The following is a 23,515-nucleotide window of genomic DNA, read 5'->3' as shown; positions in this document are numbered from 1 at the left end:
AAATTAATGAAATTGATGAGGATAGTTGTGAAAATGTTAAATGATTTAAATCAAAGTGATATGTATTATAATGTGTTTGACTATATTTATAATGATGAAAAAATAGAAGAATTTATCTCTTATCTTGATAATAAAAAGTTTAGAATAAAACAGATTAAGAAATGGATTTTTGAAAAATTAGAATTTGATTTTGATAATATGTCAGATTTACCTAAAAAATATAGAGAGTTTTTAAAAAATTACTTTAATGTAGTTAATCTTAAAATAGAAAATGTATTAACAGAAAAAAAAAGTGAAACAGTGAAGTTTGGTTTAAAAACTCAAGACAATAATATTATTGAAATGGTGATTTTAACTGATACAAGTGATAATAATAAAATAAGAAAAAATAAAAGATATACTTTATGCATTTCATCACAAATTGGATGTCCAGTTGGGTGTAAATTCTGTGCAACAGGATTATCTGGATACTTGAGGAATTTAACATATTCAGAAATATTATCTCAGTTTTTAATTGCTGAAAATTATTTAAAGGGTAAAGGAAAAATAGATAATATTGTTTTTATGGGTATGGGGGAACCTTTATTAAATCTGGATAATGTATTAAAAACTATTGAAATTTTGGGGGATAAGGAAGGTAGAATGTTTTCACCAAAGAGAATTACAATTTCTACTGTTGGCATAATTTCAGGACTTAAAAAACTTCTTTCAATAAATAAAAATTTTAAATTAGCCTTTTCTCTTCATACTCCTTTTAATGAGCAAAGGAAGTCACTTATACCCTACAACCAGGATTTAAAAAAATTACTCGATTTATTTGAAAAATACAGAGAAAAAACAAAAAAAAGAGTTGGAATTGAATATATAATTTTTAAAGGGGTTAATGATAGCAAAAAGCATATAGAAGAATTAATTCCTATAGTTAAAAAGTTAGGTAATTATATTAATTTAATTGAATATAATCCAGTTTCTGGACTTCCTTTCAATTCTCCTGATAGAGATAAAGTCCATTATTTTCAAGAACAACTTGAAAAAAATAACATCAACGTTTCTATAAGATATAAAAGGGGAAGAGACATAAAAGGTGCATGTGGTCAATTAAGATGGAAAAAGAAAAATTGAAATATTTAATATTGCATTTATTATAAGAATAATAATAAAATTAAAATAATAAAAAGAGTGACAGCAATTCCTGCTACAATATAGATAATACTTTTTGAAGCTGGTTTTTTCTTCTGTGCTTTTTCAATTTTTTTCTCTTTAGATTCCTCATGAGAAAGTGATTCATCAATTATCTCATCTTCATCCCATCTTTTAATTTTCACTTTTTCTTCTTCTATTATTTGCCCATAGGTTGATTCATCAAGTTTTACCAGTATAATATAATTGTTGTTCATATCAACCATTATTTCCAGTATTTCTGCTGGAAGTGGAATAAGTTTATCATCCTGTAAAGCATCAAAATATTCTATATATTCTTTTGCCCTTTCAAAAGAAGTATCAATGTTAACATAAATTTTATCACCTATGGTTAACTCATAAAGTGGAATACCAGAAACAGGGGCAAGTACAGCTTTTACAGGTATAACAGATACTCCATCTGGAACATCAAAATTAATATTTTCATTTTCTAATTCTGCAAGTTCTTCAGTTACATCTTCACTTGTAACATTTTTGTCAATACTGTTAACATCATGTTTTATAACTTCTAGTTTTGCATCTCCTTTTAATAAAGCTCGGTTTATTGATTCTTGAAGAATTGTAATAAATTTATTAATATCATTATCTATAAGTTTTATAATATAATCTATATCTTCATTTAAAAATATTTTTTCGATTGCTGTTGAAACTGATTTACTTAGATTAGTAAGATTTTTTCCTTCTATTACCTGTTTTATTATTTCATTTTGTACTTCTTCCCAGCTCTGGCTAATACAATTATGGTAAAAAGTTGGTATTCTTGAAGCTAATACATCAAGTTTCTCCATAAGTTTGAGCTCTCTATCGATTATTAAAACTGCAACAGAGTAAAAATTGAGAGCTTCTGATCTTAATCGTATTTTTAATACTATATACTTACCCATATATTTATTCTCCTGAAAATCAAGTTTACTTTGATATCAAATACAATAAAAATAATAAAATAAAAAAATAAATTGTCAAAACTAATTTAGACTTATTAAGAAAAAATTATTTAACATTTATTTATCTAAATTAGTAATAATTTATAATTTCTTCTTTTTATCGTTATTAAAAATTAAATTTTAAAGTAGTTTTATTTGTTGTATAAAAATATTGACTAAATTCGTTTATTAATTAAAGTGTTTTTTATGAAAAAGTCTATAACAAAATATAAAATTTTTTGGGAAATTTATGGTTGTGAGATGAATAAATCTCAAGCAGCTTCTTTAAAAGATTATCTTACAAAATATAATTTTGAAGAAACTTTTGATATTAATAATGCAGATTTTGTATTTATTTATACCTGTAGTGTTAGACAATCAGCTGAAGATAGAATTTTTGGAAGATTAGGCTATTTTAAATATTTAAAAAATACTACAAACCCTTTTTTATCAGTTGTTATTTTAGGTTGTTTATCAGAAGAATATATGCAAAAATTTATTGATGATGACCTTGCTGATCTGGTTTTTGGCACCAAACAACAGGAAAAAATTGTTGAATATTTGATAAAAAACAAAGAACAGGGATATAAAGGGGTATCTTCTAAAAAAGCAATTGAATTAAATGATTTTGTATTTTTAAATTCTTCAAAAGATCCCGAATTTCCATTTAGATCTTATGTTACAATTTCTCACGGATGTTCAAATTTTTGTACTTTTTGTATTGTTCCTTATTTAAGAGGATTGGAAATATCTCGCAATTCTAATGATATTATTGAAGATGTTAAAAATTTAGCATCTATAGGGGTAAAAGAGATTATTCTTTTAGGTCAAAATGTTAATTCTTATGGTAAAGATAATAATGATATCCCTTTTTATAAATTACTTGAAAAAGTTGCAAATATAAAAGGTATTGAATTAATTTCATATTTATCACCTCATCCTAAAGATTTTTCTGATGAACTTATAGAGATAACAGCTAAAAATGAGAAAATCTCTAAAATGGTTCATGTTCCCCTTCAATCAGGTTCTGATAAAATTTTAAGATTAATGAATAGAAAATATACTATAGAAAAGTATACTTCCATAATTGAAAAGTTTAAAAAATTTAATAATAATATGAAATTTTCTACAGATATTATTGTTGGGTTCACTGATGAAACAGAAGATGATTTTAAAAAAACATTAGAAATAGTTGAAAAAATAAGGTTTACAGATGCTTTTATGTATAAATATTCCAAAAGACCACTTGTTAAAAGTAAACTTGAAGATAATATTCCTGAAAGTATAAAAAAACAACGATTATCAATTTTGATTGATAAACAAAATAAAATCTCAATTGAAGAAAGAAATAAAGAAATTGAAAAAACTAAAAAATCTATTATTTTGAAAATGAGTAAGAAAAATAAAAATCAATTTTTATTTAAAACATTTGATGGATTATTTGGTGTTATAAATAATAGAGATTATAGACCAGGTGATATTATTAATATAAAGTTAAAATCTCTATCTGGTAAAACTTTTATTGGAGAATAATATGTTTAGATTAATAGTTAATTTGATTTTTATAGTTATTATTTTAGTTTTTATTATTATTAATATACCTTATAAAACAACTATAAACTTTTTTGGGCAGAAATATCAAGATGTTTCTGTAATTTCAGTCGTATTGTTTTCAATTATTACCGGTATAATTATATCATTTTTTTATTATGTTATGAGTTATTTTGATAAGCTTAGAAAAGAAAAAATTAAGGAAAAAATTACAAAAAGTAAGTTAAAAGAGCAAGAATTAAAAAAGAAAGAGAAGCATATTGAAAAAGTGGTTGAGGAAAAAGTAAATAAAACTCTTACAGAAATTAATAAAGAAGATCAAAAAATTGATGATAAAAATAAGAAAGGGTTAAAAAATCTTTTCAAAAAAAGAAATAAAAAAAGTTAAAATTAATAAATTGATTAATAAAAGGTGTAAATAATATCTGTAAAATTGAAGAGATAAAAAATAGAAGTAATAATTAATTTTAATAAAATTGATGAAACTAAATAAATAAATTTTTAATAAATAAATTATTAAATAAGTTAAATATAAGTTATTAAATATGTTAAATAAATGAAAAAATAAAAGTTTCAATCAAAACAAATAAATAAAATTAAAATCTATAATATGAAAAAAAATGTAAAAAATATTTTACTTGTATTTTTAGCAATAGCATTAGTTTTAATTTCATATATAAAGATTGATTCAAATGTTTCAGAAAAAGATGAGTATAAAATATTTTTGAATAAAGTTTTGCAGGTAGATAGTAAAGCTTTAGAATATGGTTATAATTTTTTATCAAAATATCCATTATCTCAATATACAGATGATGTACTTTTTTATCTCTCATTTATTGAAGATGATTATTTTAAAAATTTAATAAATTTAAAAAAATTGATTTTATATTATCCAGATAGTAAATGGTTTGAATTTGCAGTTGTAAGACTTTTGAATTTTTTATATATTCACGGTAATTATTCAGAAGTATTTAAATGGTACAAATTTTACAATGTAAAATCAAAGAAAAAAGACTTAGATTATGAAATTGAAATTATCTATTTAAATACCTTATATCATAATAATAAAAGGTATAAAAAAGATTTAAAACCTTTAAAAGAAAAGTTAATTAACAATTTTTCAAATATTAATAATAAAAAATTGCTATCATTTTCGCTATATCTTTATTCTTATATTTTATATAAAGAAGATAATAACCCTATAAAAGCCTATCAATATTTTCTTAAACTGTATTCAATGTTTTATGATACAGATTACTATCAAAATACATTATATTTTTTATATAAAATAGGTATGGGTCAGGATAAAGTTTTTTTTGCTAAAAAACTTATCAATACACCAATTTTCCAATTTTTAAAGGAGAAAGATGAAATCTTAACATATTCTAAAAGATCTGTAAGAAGTGAAGTCCAAAAAGTTATTGATAAAAAGTTTTTAAGAGATTATTATTTTATATCAATAGGAGTTTCTAAAGATATTGATGAAAATATTAAAAATATTGTAACTAAAAATGGTTTTAATTTTTATAAGCAAAAACTTGATAATGTTTATAGATTTGGTGTAGGACCTTATCATTTTTATGATGATGCAAAGGCTGATTTGCAGAAACTTAAAAGTATTGGTATTAATGGTAAAATAGTTGAAATTGAATATAATAAATAATTGGTATAATTATAGTTAATCTAAAAAAAATTAGTTTAAAAGACATTAGTGGTATAAAAAGGTATATAACATGAAAGCAATTCAGGAGCAAATGAGAGAAAAAGTATTAACACCACAGGATATTTTGTATATGTTTAACACAAAAGATATAGATCAAAATTGGTCATTTAAGGAGCTTAAACCATCAGATACTGGGAAATGGACTCACAGTTATCATCGCTATCCTGCTAAATTTATTCCACAATTAGTTGAAAAATTAATAGATGAATATATCACAGATGAAAAAGCCAGTATAAATGATCCTTTTTATGGTTGTGGGACTACAATTGTTACTGCAATATCAAGAGGATTTAAAGTAAGTGGAACTGATATTAATAAAATAGCATATTTAATAACTAAAGTAAAATCATTACCAATAGAACCATTCTATCTTGATAAAAAGATTAAGCAATTTTTAGAAAGAATAAATTTTTATAATGATAATTTAAATACATTATTTAATACTTATAATATAGATCCTTTAATTCCAGAAAAACATATTAAAAGAATTAATTATTGGTTTCCTGAGAAAAATAAAATTGAGCTTAGTAAAATACTAAGAATTATTTATCTTGAAGATGATGAGAAGATTAGAGACTTTTTGTTAGTAGCTTTTAGCCATATTTTAAAGAATTGTTCTATATGGCTTCAAGGAAGCACAAAACCGACAAGGGATTTTAAAAAGAAACCTGCAAAACCTTATGATGCCCTTAAAAGGCATTTAAAGAAAATGCAAAAAGGTAATAATGATTTTTATAAAATTGTTTCTCAAGAGGTAAGAGAAAATATTAATAACTATTTGAATATTAAAGTTGGTAATGCTAAACATCAAGCCGTACCTGATAACAGTGTGGATTTAATTATAACATCAAGCCCTTATGTTACAAGTTACGAGTATGCAGATTTACATCAATTATCTACTATCTGGCTTGATTTAGCGGATGACCTGACTGAATATAAAAAAGAGTTTATTGGAACCTCGCATAAAAAATATGAAAACAAAAAACTAAGAAGCAAAATTGCAATGGAAATAGTTAATAAGATGAAGTTAAAAGATAAAAAAACAGCAAAAGAAATTGAAGCTTTTTTTATTGATATGGAAGAAGTATTTGATGAAAGTTATAGAATTTTAAAACCAGGAGGAAGATGTTGTTTTGTAATTGGTAATACAAGATTAAAAGGGGTAGATATATTGAACGCAGAAGTTTTTGCAGAGAGTTTACAGTATTCTGGATTTAGAATCGATAGGATTATAAAAAGAGAAATACCTTTAAAAATACTTCCTCAAAAAAGAGATGAAAAAACAGGTAGATTTGCAAGCAATCATAATGCAAATTCAGAAGCCTATCCTGTTGAATATATTGTAATTGGTTTAAAGGAGAAATAAAATATGGAGGAGATTGAAAAAATTATACTTACAAAGACAAATGAAGTTTTTAAAAAGACTGTAGGACAGAAAAATTGTACACAACAATTGACTTTACTAAATACATATTTTTATTGGAGTGAATTCATAGACACAATTTTTACATCAAAAAAACAGGTAATGCAATTGCTTTATGAATCTACTTTAGATATTATATCCTCTCTTTTCATTACTTTTTCTGGATTCTATAGACAAGGAATGATATCATTAAGAAGCTCATTAGAGCTCACAACACTGTTTGTTTATTATTTTGATCACTCTGTTGAGTTTAATTATTTTATCAGAGAAGATAGATACAAAGGGCCCTTAATTTCAGAATTAATTAATAAGCATTATTTTCTTGTGAAAAAATATTGTTTATTGTTTATTGATAAAAAGGTTCTTAAAAAAGAGTTGCACACTGAGATCCAAAACGAGTATAAAAAACTTTCTTTATATGTTCATGGACGATTAAAAAAGTTGCAAACTCTTAGCTCATTTACAATTGGGTTTAATAAACAGTCACTTTCTGAGTTTATGAAAGAATGGGAGGTGGTAATAGGTTTAAGTAACACAATTTTGGCTATACGTTTCTGGAACGATATGGATAAAATGGATAAAGAAAAAAAGGATGTAATATATTCCATAATCAAAAAGTTAGGTATATTGGAGTTGAAAAAATGAAAAAAATAAGTGAAGCACTTGCTATTAGAACTGAGAGTTTATTTAATGAAGATATTCAAAAATTTTTTGTAGAAGAACCAGGGGATTTTGTCTCTCGTCTACTTGATGGAGAGCAATATTTATTAGAAGGTAGCCGAGGGGTGGGTAAAACTATGTTAATGCGATATGCTGAAAATCAAGCAGACAAAAGTTTTGATTCCCACAGGATCTTAGCATCTTATATTTCTTTTGAAGATTCTTTAAAAATTGAACGTATAAAAGTCACTAATGCTGCTGAATATAATCCCTTTTTGCAATGGACAATAGCAAAGATTTTAAAAGCATTACTTGAAAAAGTTAACTCTTTAGGAATAGATAATGAAAAAACAGAAAAAGCACATTTGATAAAAAATTTAGGAGAAACATTTGGAGTTAAATGTGAGATTCCTGAATATAGGAACCTTCTTGAAGATTATATAGATGTAATTGAAAAAACTCAATACAAAACAAGCGAAGATATTAAAAAATTTGCCTCACAAAAATTAAATGTTAATACAGAAAATATGTTTAAAGCACTGAATAATCCTGTTACTTTTAAAAAATTTTTAGAAAAATTTTGTGAAGATAACAATCAATGTAGATTGGTATTCCTTTTTGATGAAGCTGCTCATACTCTTTCTGAACAACAGCAAGAGGAATTTTTCTCTTTTATGAAGGGATTGCGTTCTCCACATATAGCTTGTAAAGTTTCAGTATATCCGGGTATATCATCATATGGAAAAGATTTTGACTATGGTCATGATGCTAGAATACTTCACCTAGATAGAAAGCCAGAAGATAAAAAATATATCGATTTTTTCAAAGAAATTTTAGAAAAGAGATTAAATGAAGATAAAATATGGGAATATTTCATGAAAAACCAAGAAGTACTAGAAGCACTTATTATTGCTTGTTTTGGAAATCCCAGACATCTTTTTCTTTTAATTGATGAAATAAGTAGAGAGAAACCCAAAAAAAAAGGCTTGCCTAAGATAATAAAAAGTTATGTTGAGCAAAATCTATTTAAATATTATTTAGGTCTTGAAAATCGTTTGGAGAGATTCAAAGTTCCAATTTCTAATGGATATAACTTTATTACTGGTTTAGTTATCCCTGATTTAAGGACAAAAAATAATAAATGGAGAAAAAGAGAGAATCCCAAGTTATCAATATATTTTGCAATTGAAAATGAAATTTGGGATGATCTAAAAGATATGATAGGCATATTAATTTATTCAGGAATTCTTTCAGAAAGAGGACAGCAAAGTATAGGACAAAATAAATATGGAAAGGTATATGCTGTAAATACTGCGGTTTGTATGTCTGAGAATGTATTACGAGAAGATAAAAAAACAGGTGGTAATTTTAAGGGAGAAATAGACAGATTAGATACACAACGAGTAAAAATTTATTACAAAGGCACAGAAAAAATACAAACAATAATTAATAATATCGCCAAAAGTAGTATTTTAACATGCCCCAAATGTGGAAAAGAAAGAAAAGAAGAATGGAAAATATGTCCATACTGTGGATATCGTTATCCTAAAGAAGATTCGTTATATGAAAAACTACGTAAACATTCTGTAGATAATCTTCCAATAAGTGATAGCTTAAAAGAACGAGTAAAAGAAAAATTTAAAACTATCGGAGATATTTTGGATGCTTCAGAGAAAGAAATAGATGAAATTCCCTATATAGGAAATGTAAGGGTTAAGATTATTAAAACCGCAGCAGTTGAATATATGGCGGGATAATGGGGAGAAATTCTTATGAGATTTGAAGATTTAAAAAAGTTGTATCTGAAAAAGCATAAAAAATTTGGACCTGATACATATAAACATATTTCAGAATTATTAAAAGAAGCAAAGGAAATTCATCTTAAAGATTGGGAAAAAAATCCAACCAAAAATGGTGACCATGAACAGAGTTGGCGTGCTTTTAAAGGAAAAAATATGGAAAAATTGATTCAGTATATTATTACAGAAGAAATAGAAGGACTTGGTTTAAAAGTTATTAATGGGAATAAATTAGAAAGATCAACAAATTTATCAATGGAATTGAGCCAGGTTAAAAGAAATTTAGCAATTGATTATGGAAATTTTGGATTACATTTGCCTGATGTTGATATTGTTATATATGATCCTGAAAGTTATAAAGTATTAGTAGTTATTTCCAGTAAAGTTACTCTACGGGAACGTATTGCTCAAACAGGGTATTGGAAACTTAAATTATTACAAGATGAAGCTACAAAACATATTAAAGTTTACTTTGTTACTCCAGATGAAGATGGAACACTAATTCATAAAAAACCTGCAAAAAAAGGAAGAGCTATTGTAGAAGTTGATTTGGATGGTAGTTATGTACTAACAGAAGAGAAAATTGAAGAGAGTGAAAAAGTTAAACTATTTGAACATTTTATTGATGATCTAAAGAGGTTGTTAAATAATGAAAGTTAACTTTCCAAAATTAGAAACTACAACTCTATGGGATTTTCCTACTCAAAATTATGGAGATAAGCCTCATGGAAATAATAAGTTTAGTGGGGTCACCCCTGCATTTATTATATGGAACTTATTACAAAGATACACCAAAGAGGGAGATTTAGTTGTTGATCCAATGTGTGGAAGTGGGACGACAATTGATGTTGCAAAAGAATTAAATCGTAGAGTAATAGGATATGATATCGCTCCCTATAGAGATGATATTATTCAAAATGATGCAAGAAAAATACCTTTGGATAATAATTCTGTTGATTTTGTATTTATTGATTCTCCATATTCTGACAACATTAAATATTCTAATCATACTATGGATATAGGTAATATATCATGTGAGAAGCAAGAATTTTTTGATGCTCTTGAAGATGTAACTAAAGAAATATATCGTATATTAAAATCTGGAAAAGTAATGGCATGGCTTATTGGTGATCATTGGAGAAAAAAAACAGGATTTATACCTGTGGGATTTAAACTTTACCAAATAATTATTAAATATTTTGATACAGTTGATATAATCTGTGTTGTTAGACGAAATCAAACATCAAATACCCCTATATGGCATAAACGAGCAAAAAAATTTAATTTTTATCTTCGAGGATTTAAATATTTATTTGTTATGAAAAAATCAAAAAAAGAAGGTAAAAATGGAAAAAATCCTTAAGATTATATAAAAAAATTGTATATTTAAATAAAATGATATTTTATTAAAAAAACAAATGTGTGAAAACAAAGGTTATAAATTATGGTCTATTTTGTAATTTTTTTAATATTTTTATCTTTTTTAGTTGTTGGTTATTTTATTATAAGTAAATTTACTACATTAAGATATGTTAAAAAATTAGAAAAGTTAGGTGATTACGCAATTGGTGCAAGAAATGAAAAACTTTCAAAAAAACACTATAAAAATGCAATTATAAAGTATTTTAGACATTTAGTTTTAAATTCAGTATTAAAAGGTACTGCTATTAGAGGAATAAGACATGATTTTGATGATTATAAAAATTTTAAAAATAGGGTTATCACAAAGTTAAATAACATGTTAATTTTGATAAATGAACAAACTATTTCAACAGAAATTTCAGATAAATTTGAAGATAAATTTTTAGAAAAACTTAATAGAAAAAACAAAGATTCTTTTAAAAATGAAAATTATGATTATGACAAATATTTAGAGTATATACAAGAATTTGAGAATATAATAAATAGAGAGTTTTATCCATTTAACGAAAAAGAAGATGATGATAGAGCAATTCAATAAAATTCTATTACAGGATATATCAAAAGTTTGGGGAGTAGGTGAATCTAAAAAACTTCTTCTAAACAAACTTGATATATATACAATTTTTGACCTTCTTCATTATTTCCCATACAATTTTATAGATTTTTCAAAATTTTATTCAATTTATGAAAATTATAAAAATAAAGGGGGACTTACTAAGGTTAGGGTAATATCAAAAGAGTGGATAGGGTTTAGAAAAAAAGTTCTAAAAGTTAATGTAACAGATGAGAGAAGTGAGGGGCAGTTACTTTTTTTTGGTAGAGATTTTTATGATAGTTCAATAAATGTAGGAGATTATCTTTATATTTATGGAAAGTTTGAAAAAACAAGGTTTGGAAATATTTATAAAATTTCTAATTTTAAATTATATACAAAACATTATATAGAAACATATAAATTTTTACCAGTATATAGATTAACAAAAGGGCTAACTTCTCTTGCTTTAATAAAAATTATTGAGAATGGATTTAAGCAATTTGGGAAATATTTATATAATTTTATTCCTGAAGAAATAACTAAAAAATATAATTTTCCTCCTTACAAACTACTTATATATAAATTACATTTTCCCTCTTCATTAAAAGAACATGAAAATTCAAAAAAATTTTATGCATATATTGAATTTTTTATTTATATGAGTCAGGTTTATATTGAAAAGCGATGGAAAGTTGATAAGAATTCAGACAGGTATCTTGCTATATCTCAATATATTAATAACTTAAAAAATAATAAAACTTTAGATTTTGGACTTCAAAAAAGATTTTTAGATCTTTTTGAATTTGAACTTACAGAAGATCAGAAAAGTGTTTTAAAAGAATTGAATGGAGAGTTTAGGGGTAAATATTTAATAAATAGATTAATTCAAGGAGATGTGGGTTCTGGAAAAACTGTAGTTGCAATGGCGTTTGCATTAAATTATATAGAGTTGGGGTATCAAGTAGCATTTATGGCTCCAACTGAAGTATTATCTTTTCAACATTATATTAATTTTCATAAAAAACTTGAAAAATTGGGAATAAAATCAGCATATCTTTCTGCATCTTTAACCAGGAAACAAAAAGAAAAAGTATTTACTAAAATAGAAAATTTTGAGGTTTCTTTTGTTTTTGGGACACACTCTTTAATTCAAAAGGATGTAAACTTTAAAAATTTAAAACTCATAATTATTGATGAACAACAAAAATTTGGTGTTAACCAGAGATTGGCTTTAAGAAATAAAGGAAATCTTGTTGATTTAATTGTTCTATCTGCAACTCCTATACCAAGATCTTTTTCCTTAACTCTATACGGGGATCTTGATATTTCTACAATTAATCATAGACCAGCAATAAGAAAAAAAGTTAAAACATTGTTTATTCCAGATTCACAATGGGATAAAATTCTAAACATTGTTAAGCAAGAGTTGAAAAAAGGGTTTTCTGGTTTTTTTGTATACCCTGCAGTTGAAGAAGACAATGCTTTGGAACTAAAGTCTGCTAAATTAATGTATGATAAACTTGTTAAACAATTACCTGATTATAAAGTAGGGTTATGCCATGGGAAAATGAAAGATAAAGAAATAGCTCAAATTATGGACAAATTTAAGAAAAAAGAGATAGATGTTTTAGTAACAACAACAATTATTGGTGTTGGTATTGATATCCCACATGCTACCTTTATGGTAATAGAAGAAGCAGATAGATATGGGTTATCAACTTTACATCAATTAAGAGGTAGAATTGGGAGAGGTGAATATCCTGGTATATGTATATTATCTGTTAAAAAGCATGTTTCAGATATTGCTTACAAAAGGATAAAAAAAATTTTAGAGACTGATGATGGGTTTGATATTGCACAATTTGATTTTGAATTAAGGGGTCCAGGTGAAATATTTGGTATCAAGCAATCTGGAGATGTCGATTTTAAACTTGCTAATTTTTATGAGGATCAAAAATTATTTAAATTAGCAGCAAATGATGCAAAGAAAATAATTGATGCTGACCCAGATTTATCTAAAAAATATAATTTAAATTTAAAAAAATATCTTATAACTTTTAAAAATCTAAATACACAATTTTTACTTTCTGGTTAATTGAAAAACTAATTTTATTGATTTATTAAAAATCTATTTTATTATATTTATATATGGGAGGCAAATAAAGGTTTAGGTTAAGAAGATTCGAACAAAACTATAAGCTTATGTTAAGGAGGGGAAAATGAGTGATAAGATGGATTTAGATTATATCAACAACCGGTTAGCTGATCCCAAAATTAAACTTATATGTAATGATTGTGGATATAAATGGGAAAAAGAGAAAAAAATTGATATAGAAGATTTAGAAGACTATGAAGATTATAAAGGGCATGACCATTGTCCAATGTGCGGTTCTAAAAATATTGAAGAAACAATATAATTTATAATTGATGTATAACATTAATATATTATTGAATTATTTTAGTTAAATATTTAATTTTTGATATTGATTTAAATAAAATGGTATAAAATGAAGATAAATTTATTTATAGCATTTCGATATATTCAGGGTAAAGGGAAAAAGGTATATTTTTCTTTTTTTACAATAGTTTCAATTTTGGGTATAATATTAGGAATAGCAGCTTTAATTGCGACAGTTGGTGTAATGAATGGATTTCAATCTGATATAAAGCAAAAAATAATTTCTTTGCAATCTTTTCATATAAATATTGTTGACTATTTTAATTCTCCAATAAAAGACTATAAAAAACTTATTGATAAAATTGAAAAAATTAAGCATGTAAAATTTGCATTTGGATATATTGAGACTCCTGCATTATTTAGTTCAGAAAATAATCTTAAAGGGACAGTTGTTAGAGGATATGATAATAATTTTTATAATTCTGACCTTTTTAAAAAAAATATAAAGATTTTTAATAATATCACTAATAATGAAAATACAGACAATAAAAATTTAAAAGTTTCAAATGATAAATCAAAGTCAGATAATAAAAATTCTAAGGACTTACAATCTAAAATTTTTATAAAAGATAATGAGGTATTAATTGGGAAAGAGTTTGCTTTAATTTATGGATTTGAGAAGGGTTCTACATTTCCAATTGCTTCAGCTTCTAAAAGTATTTTTTCTCCGACAATGAAGTTTGTTAAAGTAAAAGCTCTTTTTAAAACAGGTTATTATCCAATTGATTCACAGATAATTTATGCTTCTTTATCCTTAACTCAAAAATTACTTAATCTTGATAATGCATGTTCTTCAATTGGAGTTGTTGTTGATGATTTAAAAAACCTTGAATCTGTTAAAAAAAAGATAGATCAAATACTTCCATTTAGGCTTTATACAAAAGCCTGGTACGATTATAACAAAAATTTTTTTGAAGCTCTAAAAAATGAAAAAACCATGTTATTTTTTATTGTTTTTTTGATTGTAATTGTTGCTAGTTTCAATATGGTTTCTTCTCAAATTATGCTAGTGATGAGTAAACAAAAAGAGATTGGAATTTTGAAAGCTCTTGGTTTTACCCCATTTGATATAAAAGCTATATTTATTTTGTATGGGTCTATTATAGGATTAATTGGTAGTTTTATGGGTGTGATTTTAGGACTTTTAATTCTAAAAAATATTGATTGGATTTTTAATTCAGTTGAAAAATTAGTAAATAGTATAATCAATTTTATTTTTGGAATAATTTCTATTTTTAATCAAAATGTAATAGTGCCTCATTTCCAGATTTTTTCAAAAGATGTTTATTATTTTGATAAAATCCCTGTTAAAATATATTTTAATGAAATATTTGTAATTGTATTATTTTCTATGATTATAGTGTTTTTAGCAAGTTTTATTCCTGCCAATAAAGCAGGTAAAGTTAGTCCAAAAGATGTAATACATAATGAATGATCTTGTTAAAACTTATTTTGATATTTATTTATTTAAATATTTTATTTTTAAGTTTTAATTTATTATTTAATAATTTTGTAAGTTATTATTTTATTTTTCTTTGTAATTTATTTTAATATTTTTATTTATTTAGTAAGGATGTATTTTATAATTTTTGTTTTTTTTATTTTTTTATTAAAAAATCTTATTTATAAAGGTTTTAATTACAAATTTTATAATGTATAATTTAAGGAATTAAATTTGAATATGAAAAATTATGTTATTAAAATAGAAAATATAACGAAAAGTTATCAAAATGGTGAAGATAAGCTAGTTGTTCTGGAAGATGTAAATTTTAAATTGAAAGAAAATCAGGTAGCTGTTATAACAGGAGTATCTGGTTCAGGAAAAACAACTTTTTTAAATTTATTAGGTGGATTTGATAAACCTGATAAAGGTGCTATATTTATTAAGGATAAAGATATAACAAAGTTGAATGAATACGATATTTCGTTTATAAGGAACAAATCTATAGGATATGTTTTTCAAGCTTTTTACTTAATAGAGGAACTTACTATTTTAGAAAATATTATTTTACCTGCTTTAAAAATGGGATATAAAAAATCTGAAGCTATTGATAGAGGATTACAACTTTTGAATGAAGTTGGAATATACTCTAAAAAAAATTCATATCCTGTTGAAATATCAGGAGGTGAAAAACAAAGAGCAGCAATAGCAAGGGCAATTGTTAATAATCCTGAAGTAATACTGGCAGATGAGCCTACAGGAAATCTTGATAAAAAAAATAAAGAAAATGTAATTAACATTCTTTTGAATTTAACTTATAAAAAAAGAAAATCGTTGATTATTGCAACTCATGATGAAGAATTTAGTAATATTACTAAAATACATTATCATATAGAAAACAGAAAGTTACATTTGTTATAAAAATTGTTAATTATTGTAAAAATTACAGGTTTTTCTTGATTTTCAAAAAAGATGTGTATTATATTTAAATATAGAAGTAAACAATAATTTGATAATTTAATAGTAATTTAATAATAAATAAAATAAATTGATAATAAACAAAAAATTGAAAATAAAATAGTATAAATAAGAACTAATTATAAACATTGATAGAAAATATTTAAAAGATTAGAAATGTTTATGTTAATATTTGTGGAGTAGATATGTTTGAAAATTATTCAGAAGATTTAAATAGCTTAATTGATAGTGCAAAAGAGATTGCTCAGGAATTAAATTCTGTGAGTATTCAACCTGCACATTTTATCCTTGGAATTATACGTGAAAAAATAGGTTTATCTTATTTTATTATATCATATTTAATGAATGAAGATACATCAAAACTTGAAAATGATATTATTAGCATTATACCCAGAACTCCTGTGATTTCTCCTTTAAATGCACTTGAATATTCAAAAATTACAACTTTTTGTCTTAAGAGTGCAAGACAGATCATGCAAAAATTAAATGATAATCAAGTTACAGTAGAACATTTACTGTTAGCAATTTTAATGAATGTAAAAGATTCAGACCTTGGACTTATTTTAAAAAGATATAATATCACTTATTCAACAGTATTTGAAATATTAAGAATGTTTGGTTCAGATCCTTTAGCAAAAATTAAAAAGAAACCTAAATCTTCTACTAACACACCAATTGTAAATAGATTTTGTAAGGATTTAACAGAAGAAGCCTGGTTGGGACAACTTGACCCTATTATTGGTAGAGAAAAAGAAATTGAAAGGGTTATGCAGATTTTATCAAGAAGGATGAAAAATAATCCTATTCTTATAGGATATCCAGGAGTTGGTAAAACAGCTATTGTTGAGGGACTTGCTAAAAGAATTGTTTCAGGACAGGTACCAGTAAGTTTACAAAATAAAAGAATTCTTCAAATGGAGATGGGAAATATTGTTGCTGGAACTAAATATAGAGGTGAATTTGAAGACAGAATGAATAAAATTTTAAAAGAACTTGATAGAGCTAAAAATTGTATATTATTTATTGATGAAATACATACAATAGTTGGAGCAGGTGGTGCTGAAGGTGCAATTGATGCTTCTAATATTTTAAAACCTTTTTTAGGAAGAAGTAAAGTTCAAATTATTGGTGCAACAACTTTTGATGAATATAAAAAACATATTGAGAAAGATAAAGCTTTAGAAAGAAGATTTCAAACTGTTTTAATAGAAGAAACTTCTATTGAACAAACTATAGAGATCTTAAATGGTATTAAAGAGCGATATGAAGAATTTCATAATATCACTTTTACAGATGATGCAATTAAATTAATTCCAGAATTGGCTAAAAAATATATCAATGAAAGATATTTACCTGATAAAGCAATAGATATTCTGGATGAATGCGGTGCTTACCTTAATGTTAAAAATAATTTGCCTCCAATTATGTTAAAAGAGATAAAAGAAGAGATGGAAGTTTTATCTAAAGAAAAACAACATTACTTTTTAAATAAACAATATGAAAAATTACCAGAGATTCAAAAAAAACTAAATGACCTCTATAATAAATATCAGATTATTAAACAAAAATGGGATTTAAGCATAAAACCTGGAAAAAATATTGTTGATACTGATGTTGTAGCTTTGATTGTTTCAAGAATGACTGGTATTAATGTTGAAAGATTAAAATCTTCAGAAGCGAAAAAATTAATAAATATGGAAAAAACTTTAAATAAAGTAGTAATAGATCAAAAAGAAGCAATTTCAGCTATTTCAAGGGCTATAAGAAGAGGAAGGCTTGGTATTAAAAAACTAAGAAAACCAATAGGTTCTTTTATATTTTTAGGTCCAACTGGAGTTGGTAAAACAGAACTTGCTAGAAGATTAGCCGAATTTTTATTTGGAACTCAGGATGCACTTATTAGAATTGATATGTCAGATTTTATGGAAAAGCACAATGTTTCCAGATTAGTTGGAGCTCCTCCAGGTTATGTTGGATATCAAGAAGGTGGACAACTTACAGAACTTATTAGAAGGAAACCTTTTTCTGTTGTTCTATTCGATGAAATAGAAAAAGCTCACCCGGATTTTTTTAATATTCTTCTTCAAATACTTGAAGAAGGTGAATTACTTGATAATCTGGGGCATAAAGTTGATTTCAGAAATACAATTATAATAATGACATCAAATATTGGTGCTAAAGATATATTAAATTATAAATCACCAGGTTTTAAACTTACTGATGAAGAATCCTTAAATTTTGAAGATGTAAAATCAAAAGTTTTATTTCAGGTTAAAAAAAGATTTAACCCAGAATTTTTAAATAGGATTGATGAACTTATTATTTTCAGACCACTTACTAAAAAGTCATTAACAAAAATTATAGATCTTATGCTTGATGAGGTAAGAGAAAATTTGAAACAATTTAATATTAATTTTGAAACTACAAAATCGGTTAAAGAGTTTTTTCTGGAAAATGGTTATGATGAAAAATATGGAGCAAGGCCTTTAAGAAGGCTTATTCAAAAAGAATTGGAAGATCTTTTATCTGATTATATTCTTAAAGGGAAGATTAAAAACAATGATAGATTAAGAATAGTAAAAAATAAAAATGGTATTGGAATTAAAATAGTTAAAAAAACTTTACAACAAAAGGATGATCAAAAAATTTACCAGAAATAATTTTTCAAAACTTTATAAATTTTCCCGGAATAAAACCAGAATAAAATATGAAAAAAATTAAATATAAAATATTAAAAATTCAAAAGATAACTGTTGCTTTATATCTTTTATTTGTACTTTTTATTTTTTATGGAGTAAATATATTTTCACAAACTAATATAAATTTAAATGATATTGATTACTTATTTAAAAATCGTTTATATTCAGATGTTATTGTTAAAATAAACTTTTTATTATTAAAAAGTAAAACAAAAGATTATCTAAGAAGTAATTTTTTTAATTTTGATGATAACGATAAATTAAATTATTATTTAGGAGTTAGTTATTTTTATCTAAAAAAATATGATAAAGCACTATTGTATTTGAAGAAGATCTCTAATCCTTTGTTTTTGAAATACTTTGACCCTGTTAATTACTATATTGGGACAATTTATTATGATAAAGGTGATTTTGAAAATGCTTTTCAATTTTATAATTCTATTGTCAATAACAAAGATATAATAAAAAACAAAATAAATTTTTATTATAATTTCGCAGTTTGTCAGGTTAAGTCTGGTAATTATAATATTGCTATTAATTTGCTAAAAAAGGGTTTAGATTTTTTAAATAATGAATTAAAAACAGAAATAAAAAAAAGAAATTACTATATCCCTTTTTATATTTATTCACTTGCAAATGTTTATTATCTGAATAATCAATATGATTTAGCATTACAGCACTTTAGTAAGATAGTTAAAAATTACCCTGACTTTGAATTAGCTGATGATTCAATATTTTATTCTGGAAAAATTTATTTTGATAATAAGGATTATATAAATTCTAAAAAAGAGTTTTTATCTTTGATATATAATTATAAAGATTCTGAATTTTATTATGATTCAATGTTTTACCTTGGAAAAATTACTGGAAATAGACAATACTATAAAATAATCATTGATAATAATCCTGAGTTTCATTCAATTGATTTTGTATATTATTATTATGCAAAAATTTTAAAAGATTTAGATGCTTCAACAAGTCTTGAATTTTTTAAAAAAGTATTGAATATTTCAAAAAATGAAGAACTTATTTATAATAGCATTGTTAATTCTATAAAAGTTATAAATAAACTTAAAGAAAGTTATATAAATAAAAATTCTAAAGATACAAATAAAGAAAATAATAATAATAATAATGATAGTATCAATAAATATAATTTGATGATTCTTGAATTATTGAAAAATAATATTTTAAAATCTTCAAGAAAAAATGATTTATTGAATTATGCATTAAATTTAATTTATAATTATTTATTAACCAGTTACAAAGAGAATAATTCTAAAAATAACATTGATTCAAATACAAATAATTATTTAAAAGATATAAATCAATATTTAATTTTTTTTGAATCTCTTCAAAATAAAATAGATTTTACTGACAAAGAGTTCTATATCTTAGGAAAAATTTATTTTGTAGAATCTAATACTAATGAATCCATTATCTATTTCAACAAAGCACTGGAAATTTCTCCAGAACAGAAATATTACTATTATTTAGGATTAAGTTATTATAACAGTAATAATTATGATAAAGCTTTTAATAATCTTGAAAAAGCATTAAAATCAAAACAGGGAGAAAACAGTTATAGATTATTAAGTGAAAATTATATAGGTTTGATTTATTTATATAATTCGCAATTTATAAAAGCATTAAATATTTTTGATGATTTGATTAGAAGGTCTATACCATACATTGACAAAAAATCTTTAAAATATTATAAACTAATAAGTTTGTATAATCTTAAAAAGTACAAAGATTCATTAGTTTTAATCAGAGAATTGATGAAGAGATTTAAACTATCTTCTCAACTTGATTATGATATTTTAACTTATATTTTAACTATTTTACCAAATTTAGATATTGAATATGCAAATGCTCTTTATTCTATATATGGTGCAGATGTTGATAAAGATTTTTCAATAGCATATTATTTATCAAATAAGTATTTTGCAATTGGTAATTATGAAAAATCTCTAATGTATCTTGATTATATATATAAAAATGGGAATTATAATAATAAAATTGATTCCTTGATTAAAAAATACCTATTATATGTCAACTTAAAAAAATATGATAAAGCTTTTGAAGTTATAAAAGTTTCATATGATTTAACAAAAAGTTCAAATTTTAATTATAAAAAATCATTAATTTTAAGATATATGATTGAACAGATTATAAAAAATTATGATAAAAATAAATCAAAAATAGATATCAATACCAAAAATGAAATAGAAACCCTTTTTGAAAAATTAAAGAAATTAAATGATATTTCTAATTTGTTAATTACTGCAAAAGATATTTATCAATTTTATAATAAATATAAAGATTATGATAATGCATTAATATATTTGAATAATATAATAGACTTAACAAAAAAGGATAAAGATAACTCTAAAAATATTGATGAGCTTAATTTTCAAAAAGTCTTATTGTTATATAATTTAAAAAGGTATAAGGAAGCATTAGATTTAATTGAAATTTTAATAAAAAATTATAATAGTAATGTTGATAGAAAAAATAACAACAATGAAAATGAATTCAATTCTAAAATCACAACTCTAAAAAATATTAAATTTGATATATTACTACAACAAAAAGATGTAAAAGGGATTCAAGAATTTCTTTTTGATCAGATTAAGGATGAAAAAAATATTGAAAACATATATTTTTATTTTTCAAATATATTAATTCTTTATGAAACTAATATTTTGGATAAAGTTGAATTTGTAAAATTGGAAGAAATTTTAAAGAGCAAAGAGAAAAGTTATGTTTTAGATATATTTTATATGTTTAAAAATTTTGATAAAAATTATGATTTTAAAAAATTTAATTCAATTTATTCAAAATTTATAAATAGTGAAAATGATAAAATAAGTTTTTGGGCAAGATTTTTATATTCTATTTATTTTTATGAAAAGAATGATTTTAAAAATTCAGAAAAAGTTTTAAAAGCTTTATTAAAATTTGATTTTAAATATGAGAATCAGCTAATTTTATATTATTTAATAAAGATTGCGCAAACTGAGAATAAAACACTTAAGGGGAATGAATATTGGAAAATATTCCAGAAAGACTACAAAAATTCATTAATTTATCTTTTAAAATATTGATATCTAAAATTTTAGTAATCATAACTAATTTATATAAAACATTTATAATTTTTGTTTTGTTAACCTTAATGTTATTAGTTTTCCATAATGTTAAAATATTAGCTCAGGATAACAGCCAGGAAAATAATTTAGAAAATGTAGAAATAGAAGAAAAATCCACTCAAAAGATAAAAGCTGAAATAAACCCTGAAATAGAAGATGTATTTTTAGAAAATATCAGTCTTTCATTAATCGATTTAAAATATAATAGAAATTATGGATTTGATATTTTTTATTTCAACTATCCAATTAATAAAGTTTATTTAGATTCTTCATATTCATTTACAAAATTTTATAATATAAATTTTTTATATTCTCAATCAAATAATGATTTATTTTTTAATATTTTTGCAAATATAAATAATTATAATTTTGTTATGCCAGATATTCTGGATAAAATTTATTTTAGTACTGAATTGTTTTTTGATTATAAAAATCCACTATATTTTAAAATTATTCTTAGAAATTATAATTTTTTATATCAATACTCAGACTCTACTAATACTAAAAGCTATAGTTTTAAATTTTTTGCATTTGATATTGATTCTTATTATAACACATCAAATTTTTTCATTAATTTTAATAATAGTTTAAATTATAACTATAATAATATTTACAATTTCTTTAATTTAGAAACCTTTTATGATTTTGATCAAATAAAATTTAGTGGTTTTATAAAATGGTATAATATTGATGATTTTATTTTAGGTATTGGAATAAAAGGAAAATTAGATTTTAATCCTTCTTTAAGTTCATCTTTTTATTTTTACCCTGTTTTCTACAATAATTTCGATATGATAGGAAAATTGAACTTTAATTTTAATCAGGATAAAATTAAATTAGATGCATATTTTGAAAAAAAGCTGGATTTTAATAAAGATTATTTTGATATGTTTCCAGTTTTTAATTACAATGGATTAAAAGATTGTAATGTTGTAGAAAATCTATATTCTCTATTTTTTTCATTCAAATATTTTAATTTTAAAAATAATGAAAATAAAACAAATAATCCATTTATCAATATTGAGTTTTTATATTCTTATATAGAAAGTCAATTATTTATTGTTTCAGATAATACTAGTATGGAAACAATATTTCAGAATATTAATAATTTAAATAACATTAATATAAAATTTTCAATTAACTCTACTCTATTTAATAATTTAAATATAATTTTTAGTCAGGTTTTAAATTTATATTTTGCAAATGGTTATATTTCAAAACAGTTTTATAATGAACCATTAAAATTTTTACTATCATTTGTTTATGATTTTAGTAAATTTTCCACTTTAATTTATGTTTCATACAAAACTAGTTTATTTCGCTATGATAACATTGGAGCATTAGATCCTTTACATATTGTTGATATAAAATTTGATTTTTATGGAATCAACAAGATTTTTAAAAATGAGAATAACAATATTATTTCCTTTGAAATTTCACTACCATTTCTTCCTACTTTTTATACAAGATATTTTGTAATTTCGAATCCTGAATTTACTATAAATGTAAAATTATTTTTTTAAAATTTAATAATTAGATATAATTTAACAT

Annotated in this window: 17 protein-coding genes and 1 pseudogene; 17 read left to right on the top strand and 1 reads right to left on the bottom strand. The window is 23.5% G+C overall.

What is annotated here, in order from left to right:
- Window positions 1-33 precede the first annotated feature (33 nt).
- Window positions 34-1,122 carry a dual-specificity RNA methyltransferase RlmN gene (rlmN, locus tag ACZ5EC_RS05100; protein WP_464304153.1) on the top strand — a complete coding sequence of 363 codons (1,089 nt, stop codon included), beginning with the start codon at window positions 34-36 and terminating at the stop codon, window positions 1,120-1,122.
- Between the two features lie 20 nt (window positions 1,123-1,142).
- Here the strand turns inward: rlmN and ACZ5EC_RS05095 are convergent, their stop codons facing one another.
- Window positions 1,143-2,084: a hypothetical protein gene (locus ACZ5EC_RS05095; RefSeq protein ID WP_464303877.1), complete on the bottom strand. Its 942-nt coding sequence runs from the start codon at window positions 2,082-2,084 to the stop codon at window positions 1,143-1,145.
- A 246-nt stretch (window positions 2,085-2,330) separates the two neighbouring features.
- On the opposite strand from ACZ5EC_RS05095, the gene miaB reads away from it, so the two are divergent.
- From miaB to ACZ5EC_RS05015, 16 genes and pseudogenes are all read left to right on the top strand, one after another.
- The gene (gene miaB, locus ACZ5EC_RS05090) at window positions 2,331-3,656 is read left to right on the top strand and encodes a tRNA (N6-isopentenyl adenosine(37)-C2)-methylthiotransferase MiaB (protein WP_464303876.1); all 1,326 of its coding nucleotides are present in this window, start codon (window positions 2,331-2,333) and stop codon (window positions 3,654-3,656) included.
- Between the two features lies 1 nt (window position 3,657).
- Window positions 3,658-4,062, top strand: coding sequence for a hypothetical protein (locus ACZ5EC_RS05085; protein WP_464303875.1), 405 nt, complete (start codon window positions 3,658-3,660; stop codon window positions 4,060-4,062).
- A gap of 222 nt (window positions 4,063-4,284) precedes the next feature.
- Window positions 4,285-5,337, top strand: coding sequence for an SPOR domain-containing protein (locus tag ACZ5EC_RS05080; protein ID WP_464303874.1), 1,053 nt, complete (start codon window positions 4,285-4,287; stop codon window positions 5,335-5,337).
- A gap of 61 nt (window positions 5,338-5,398) precedes the next feature.
- A pseudogene (locus ACZ5EC_RS05075) lies at window positions 5,399-6,763 on the top strand (DNA methyltransferase); the annotation flags it as partial.
- 3 nt (window positions 6,764-6,766) lie between these two features.
- Complete coding sequence (locus ACZ5EC_RS05070) at window positions 6,767-7,465, top strand: hypothetical protein (protein WP_464303873.1); 699 nt, start codon at window positions 6,767-6,769, stop codon at window positions 7,463-7,465.
- The gene (locus ACZ5EC_RS05065; RefSeq protein WP_464303872.1) at window positions 7,462-9,237 is read left to right on the top strand and encodes an ORC-CDC6 family AAA ATPase; all 1,776 of its coding nucleotides are present in this window, start codon (window positions 7,462-7,464) and stop codon (window positions 9,235-9,237) included. The genes ACZ5EC_RS05070 and ACZ5EC_RS05065 overlap by 4 nt, the downstream gene beginning before the upstream one ends.
- 15 nt (window positions 9,238-9,252) lie before the next feature.
- Entirely contained in the window at window positions 9,253-9,939 is a 687-nt protein-coding gene (locus ACZ5EC_RS05060; protein ID WP_464303871.1) for a BsaWI family type II restriction enzyme, read from the top strand.
- Window positions 9,929-10,642: a TRM11 family SAM-dependent methyltransferase gene (locus tag ACZ5EC_RS05055; RefSeq protein WP_464303870.1), complete on the top strand. Its 714-nt coding sequence runs from the start codon at window positions 9,929-9,931 to the stop codon at window positions 10,640-10,642. The genes ACZ5EC_RS05060 and ACZ5EC_RS05055 overlap by 11 nt, the downstream gene beginning before the upstream one ends.
- 81 nt (window positions 10,643-10,723) lie before the next feature.
- A complete protein-coding gene (locus ACZ5EC_RS05050; protein ID WP_464303869.1) occupies window positions 10,724-11,239 on the top strand; it encodes a hypothetical protein in 516 nt (171 codons plus the stop codon).
- Window positions 11,217-13,331, top strand: coding sequence for an ATP-dependent DNA helicase RecG (locus tag ACZ5EC_RS05045; protein WP_464303868.1), 2,115 nt, complete (start codon window positions 11,217-11,219; stop codon window positions 13,329-13,331). Before ACZ5EC_RS05050 ends, ACZ5EC_RS05045 begins: the two co-directional genes overlap by 23 nt.
- Before the next feature lie 124 nt (window positions 13,332-13,455).
- On the top strand, window positions 13,456-13,653 hold the full coding sequence (locus ACZ5EC_RS05040; RefSeq protein WP_464303867.1) for a hypothetical protein: 198 nt from the start codon (window positions 13,456-13,458) through the stop codon (window positions 13,651-13,653).
- Window positions 13,654-13,743: 90 nt separating this feature from the next.
- On the top strand, window positions 13,744-15,129 hold the full coding sequence (locus tag ACZ5EC_RS05035) for an ABC transporter permease (protein ID WP_464303866.1): 1,386 nt from the start codon (window positions 13,744-13,746) through the stop codon (window positions 15,127-15,129).
- A gap of 246 nt (window positions 15,130-15,375) precedes the next feature.
- On the top strand, window positions 15,376-16,056 hold the full coding sequence (locus tag ACZ5EC_RS05030; protein ID WP_464303865.1) for an ABC transporter ATP-binding protein: 681 nt from the start codon (window positions 15,376-15,378) through the stop codon (window positions 16,054-16,056).
- 242 nt (window positions 16,057-16,298) lie between these two features.
- Complete coding sequence (locus tag ACZ5EC_RS05025) at window positions 16,299-18,773, top strand: ATP-dependent Clp protease ATP-binding subunit (protein WP_464303864.1); 2,475 nt, start codon at window positions 16,299-16,301, stop codon at window positions 18,771-18,773.
- Window positions 18,774-18,820: 47 nt separating this feature from the next.
- The gene (locus tag ACZ5EC_RS05020) at window positions 18,821-21,922 is read left to right on the top strand and encodes a tetratricopeptide repeat protein (protein ID WP_464303863.1); all 3,102 of its coding nucleotides are present in this window, start codon (window positions 18,821-18,823) and stop codon (window positions 21,920-21,922) included.
- On the top strand, window positions 21,865-23,487 hold the full coding sequence (locus tag ACZ5EC_RS05015) for a hypothetical protein (protein ID WP_464303862.1): 1,623 nt from the start codon (window positions 21,865-21,867) through the stop codon (window positions 23,485-23,487). The genes ACZ5EC_RS05020 and ACZ5EC_RS05015 overlap by 58 nt, the downstream gene beginning before the upstream one ends.
- Window positions 23,488-23,515 lie beyond the last annotated feature (28 nt).

Source organism: Exilispira thermophila (assembly GCF_055389015.1).
Note: the sequence above shows the minus strand (reverse complement) of the source record. Positions and strands in the feature narration are given on the sequence as shown.

Coding starts and splice junctions, on each gene's coding strand:
- rlmN (WP_464304153.1), top strand. CDS start 34: ATGTTAAATGATTTAAATCAAAGTGATATGTATTATAATGTGTTTGAC.
- ACZ5EC_RS05095 (WP_464303877.1), bottom strand. CDS start 2,084: ATGGGTAAGTATATAGTATTAAAAATACGATTAAGATCAGAAGCTCTC.
- miaB (WP_464303876.1), top strand. CDS start 2,331: ATGAAAAAGTCTATAACAAAATATAAAATTTTTTGGGAAATTTATGGT.
- ACZ5EC_RS05085 (WP_464303875.1), top strand. CDS start 3,658: ATGTTTAGATTAATAGTTAATTTGATTTTTATAGTTATTATTTTAGTT.
- ACZ5EC_RS05080 (WP_464303874.1), top strand. CDS start 4,285: ATGAAAAAAAATGTAAAAAATATTTTACTTGTATTTTTAGCAATAGCA.
- ACZ5EC_RS05070 (WP_464303873.1), top strand. CDS start 6,767: ATGGAGGAGATTGAAAAAATTATACTTACAAAGACAAATGAAGTTTTT.
- ACZ5EC_RS05065 (WP_464303872.1), top strand. CDS start 7,462: ATGAAAAAAATAAGTGAAGCACTTGCTATTAGAACTGAGAGTTTATTT.
- ACZ5EC_RS05060 (WP_464303871.1), top strand. CDS start 9,253: ATGAGATTTGAAGATTTAAAAAAGTTGTATCTGAAAAAGCATAAAAAA.
- ACZ5EC_RS05055 (WP_464303870.1), top strand. CDS start 9,929: ATGAAAGTTAACTTTCCAAAATTAGAAACTACAACTCTATGGGATTTT.
- ACZ5EC_RS05050 (WP_464303869.1), top strand. CDS start 10,724: ATGGTCTATTTTGTAATTTTTTTAATATTTTTATCTTTTTTAGTTGTT.
- ACZ5EC_RS05045 (WP_464303868.1), top strand. CDS start 11,217: ATGATGATAGAGCAATTCAATAAAATTCTATTACAGGATATATCAAAA.
- ACZ5EC_RS05040 (WP_464303867.1), top strand. CDS start 13,456: ATGAGTGATAAGATGGATTTAGATTATATCAACAACCGGTTAGCTGAT.
- ACZ5EC_RS05035 (WP_464303866.1), top strand. CDS start 13,744: ATGAAGATAAATTTATTTATAGCATTTCGATATATTCAGGGTAAAGGG.
- ACZ5EC_RS05030 (WP_464303865.1), top strand. CDS start 15,376: ATGAAAAATTATGTTATTAAAATAGAAAATATAACGAAAAGTTATCAA.
- ACZ5EC_RS05025 (WP_464303864.1), top strand. CDS start 16,299: ATGTTTGAAAATTATTCAGAAGATTTAAATAGCTTAATTGATAGTGCA.
- ACZ5EC_RS05020 (WP_464303863.1), top strand. CDS start 18,821: ATGAAAAAAATTAAATATAAAATATTAAAAATTCAAAAGATAACTGTT.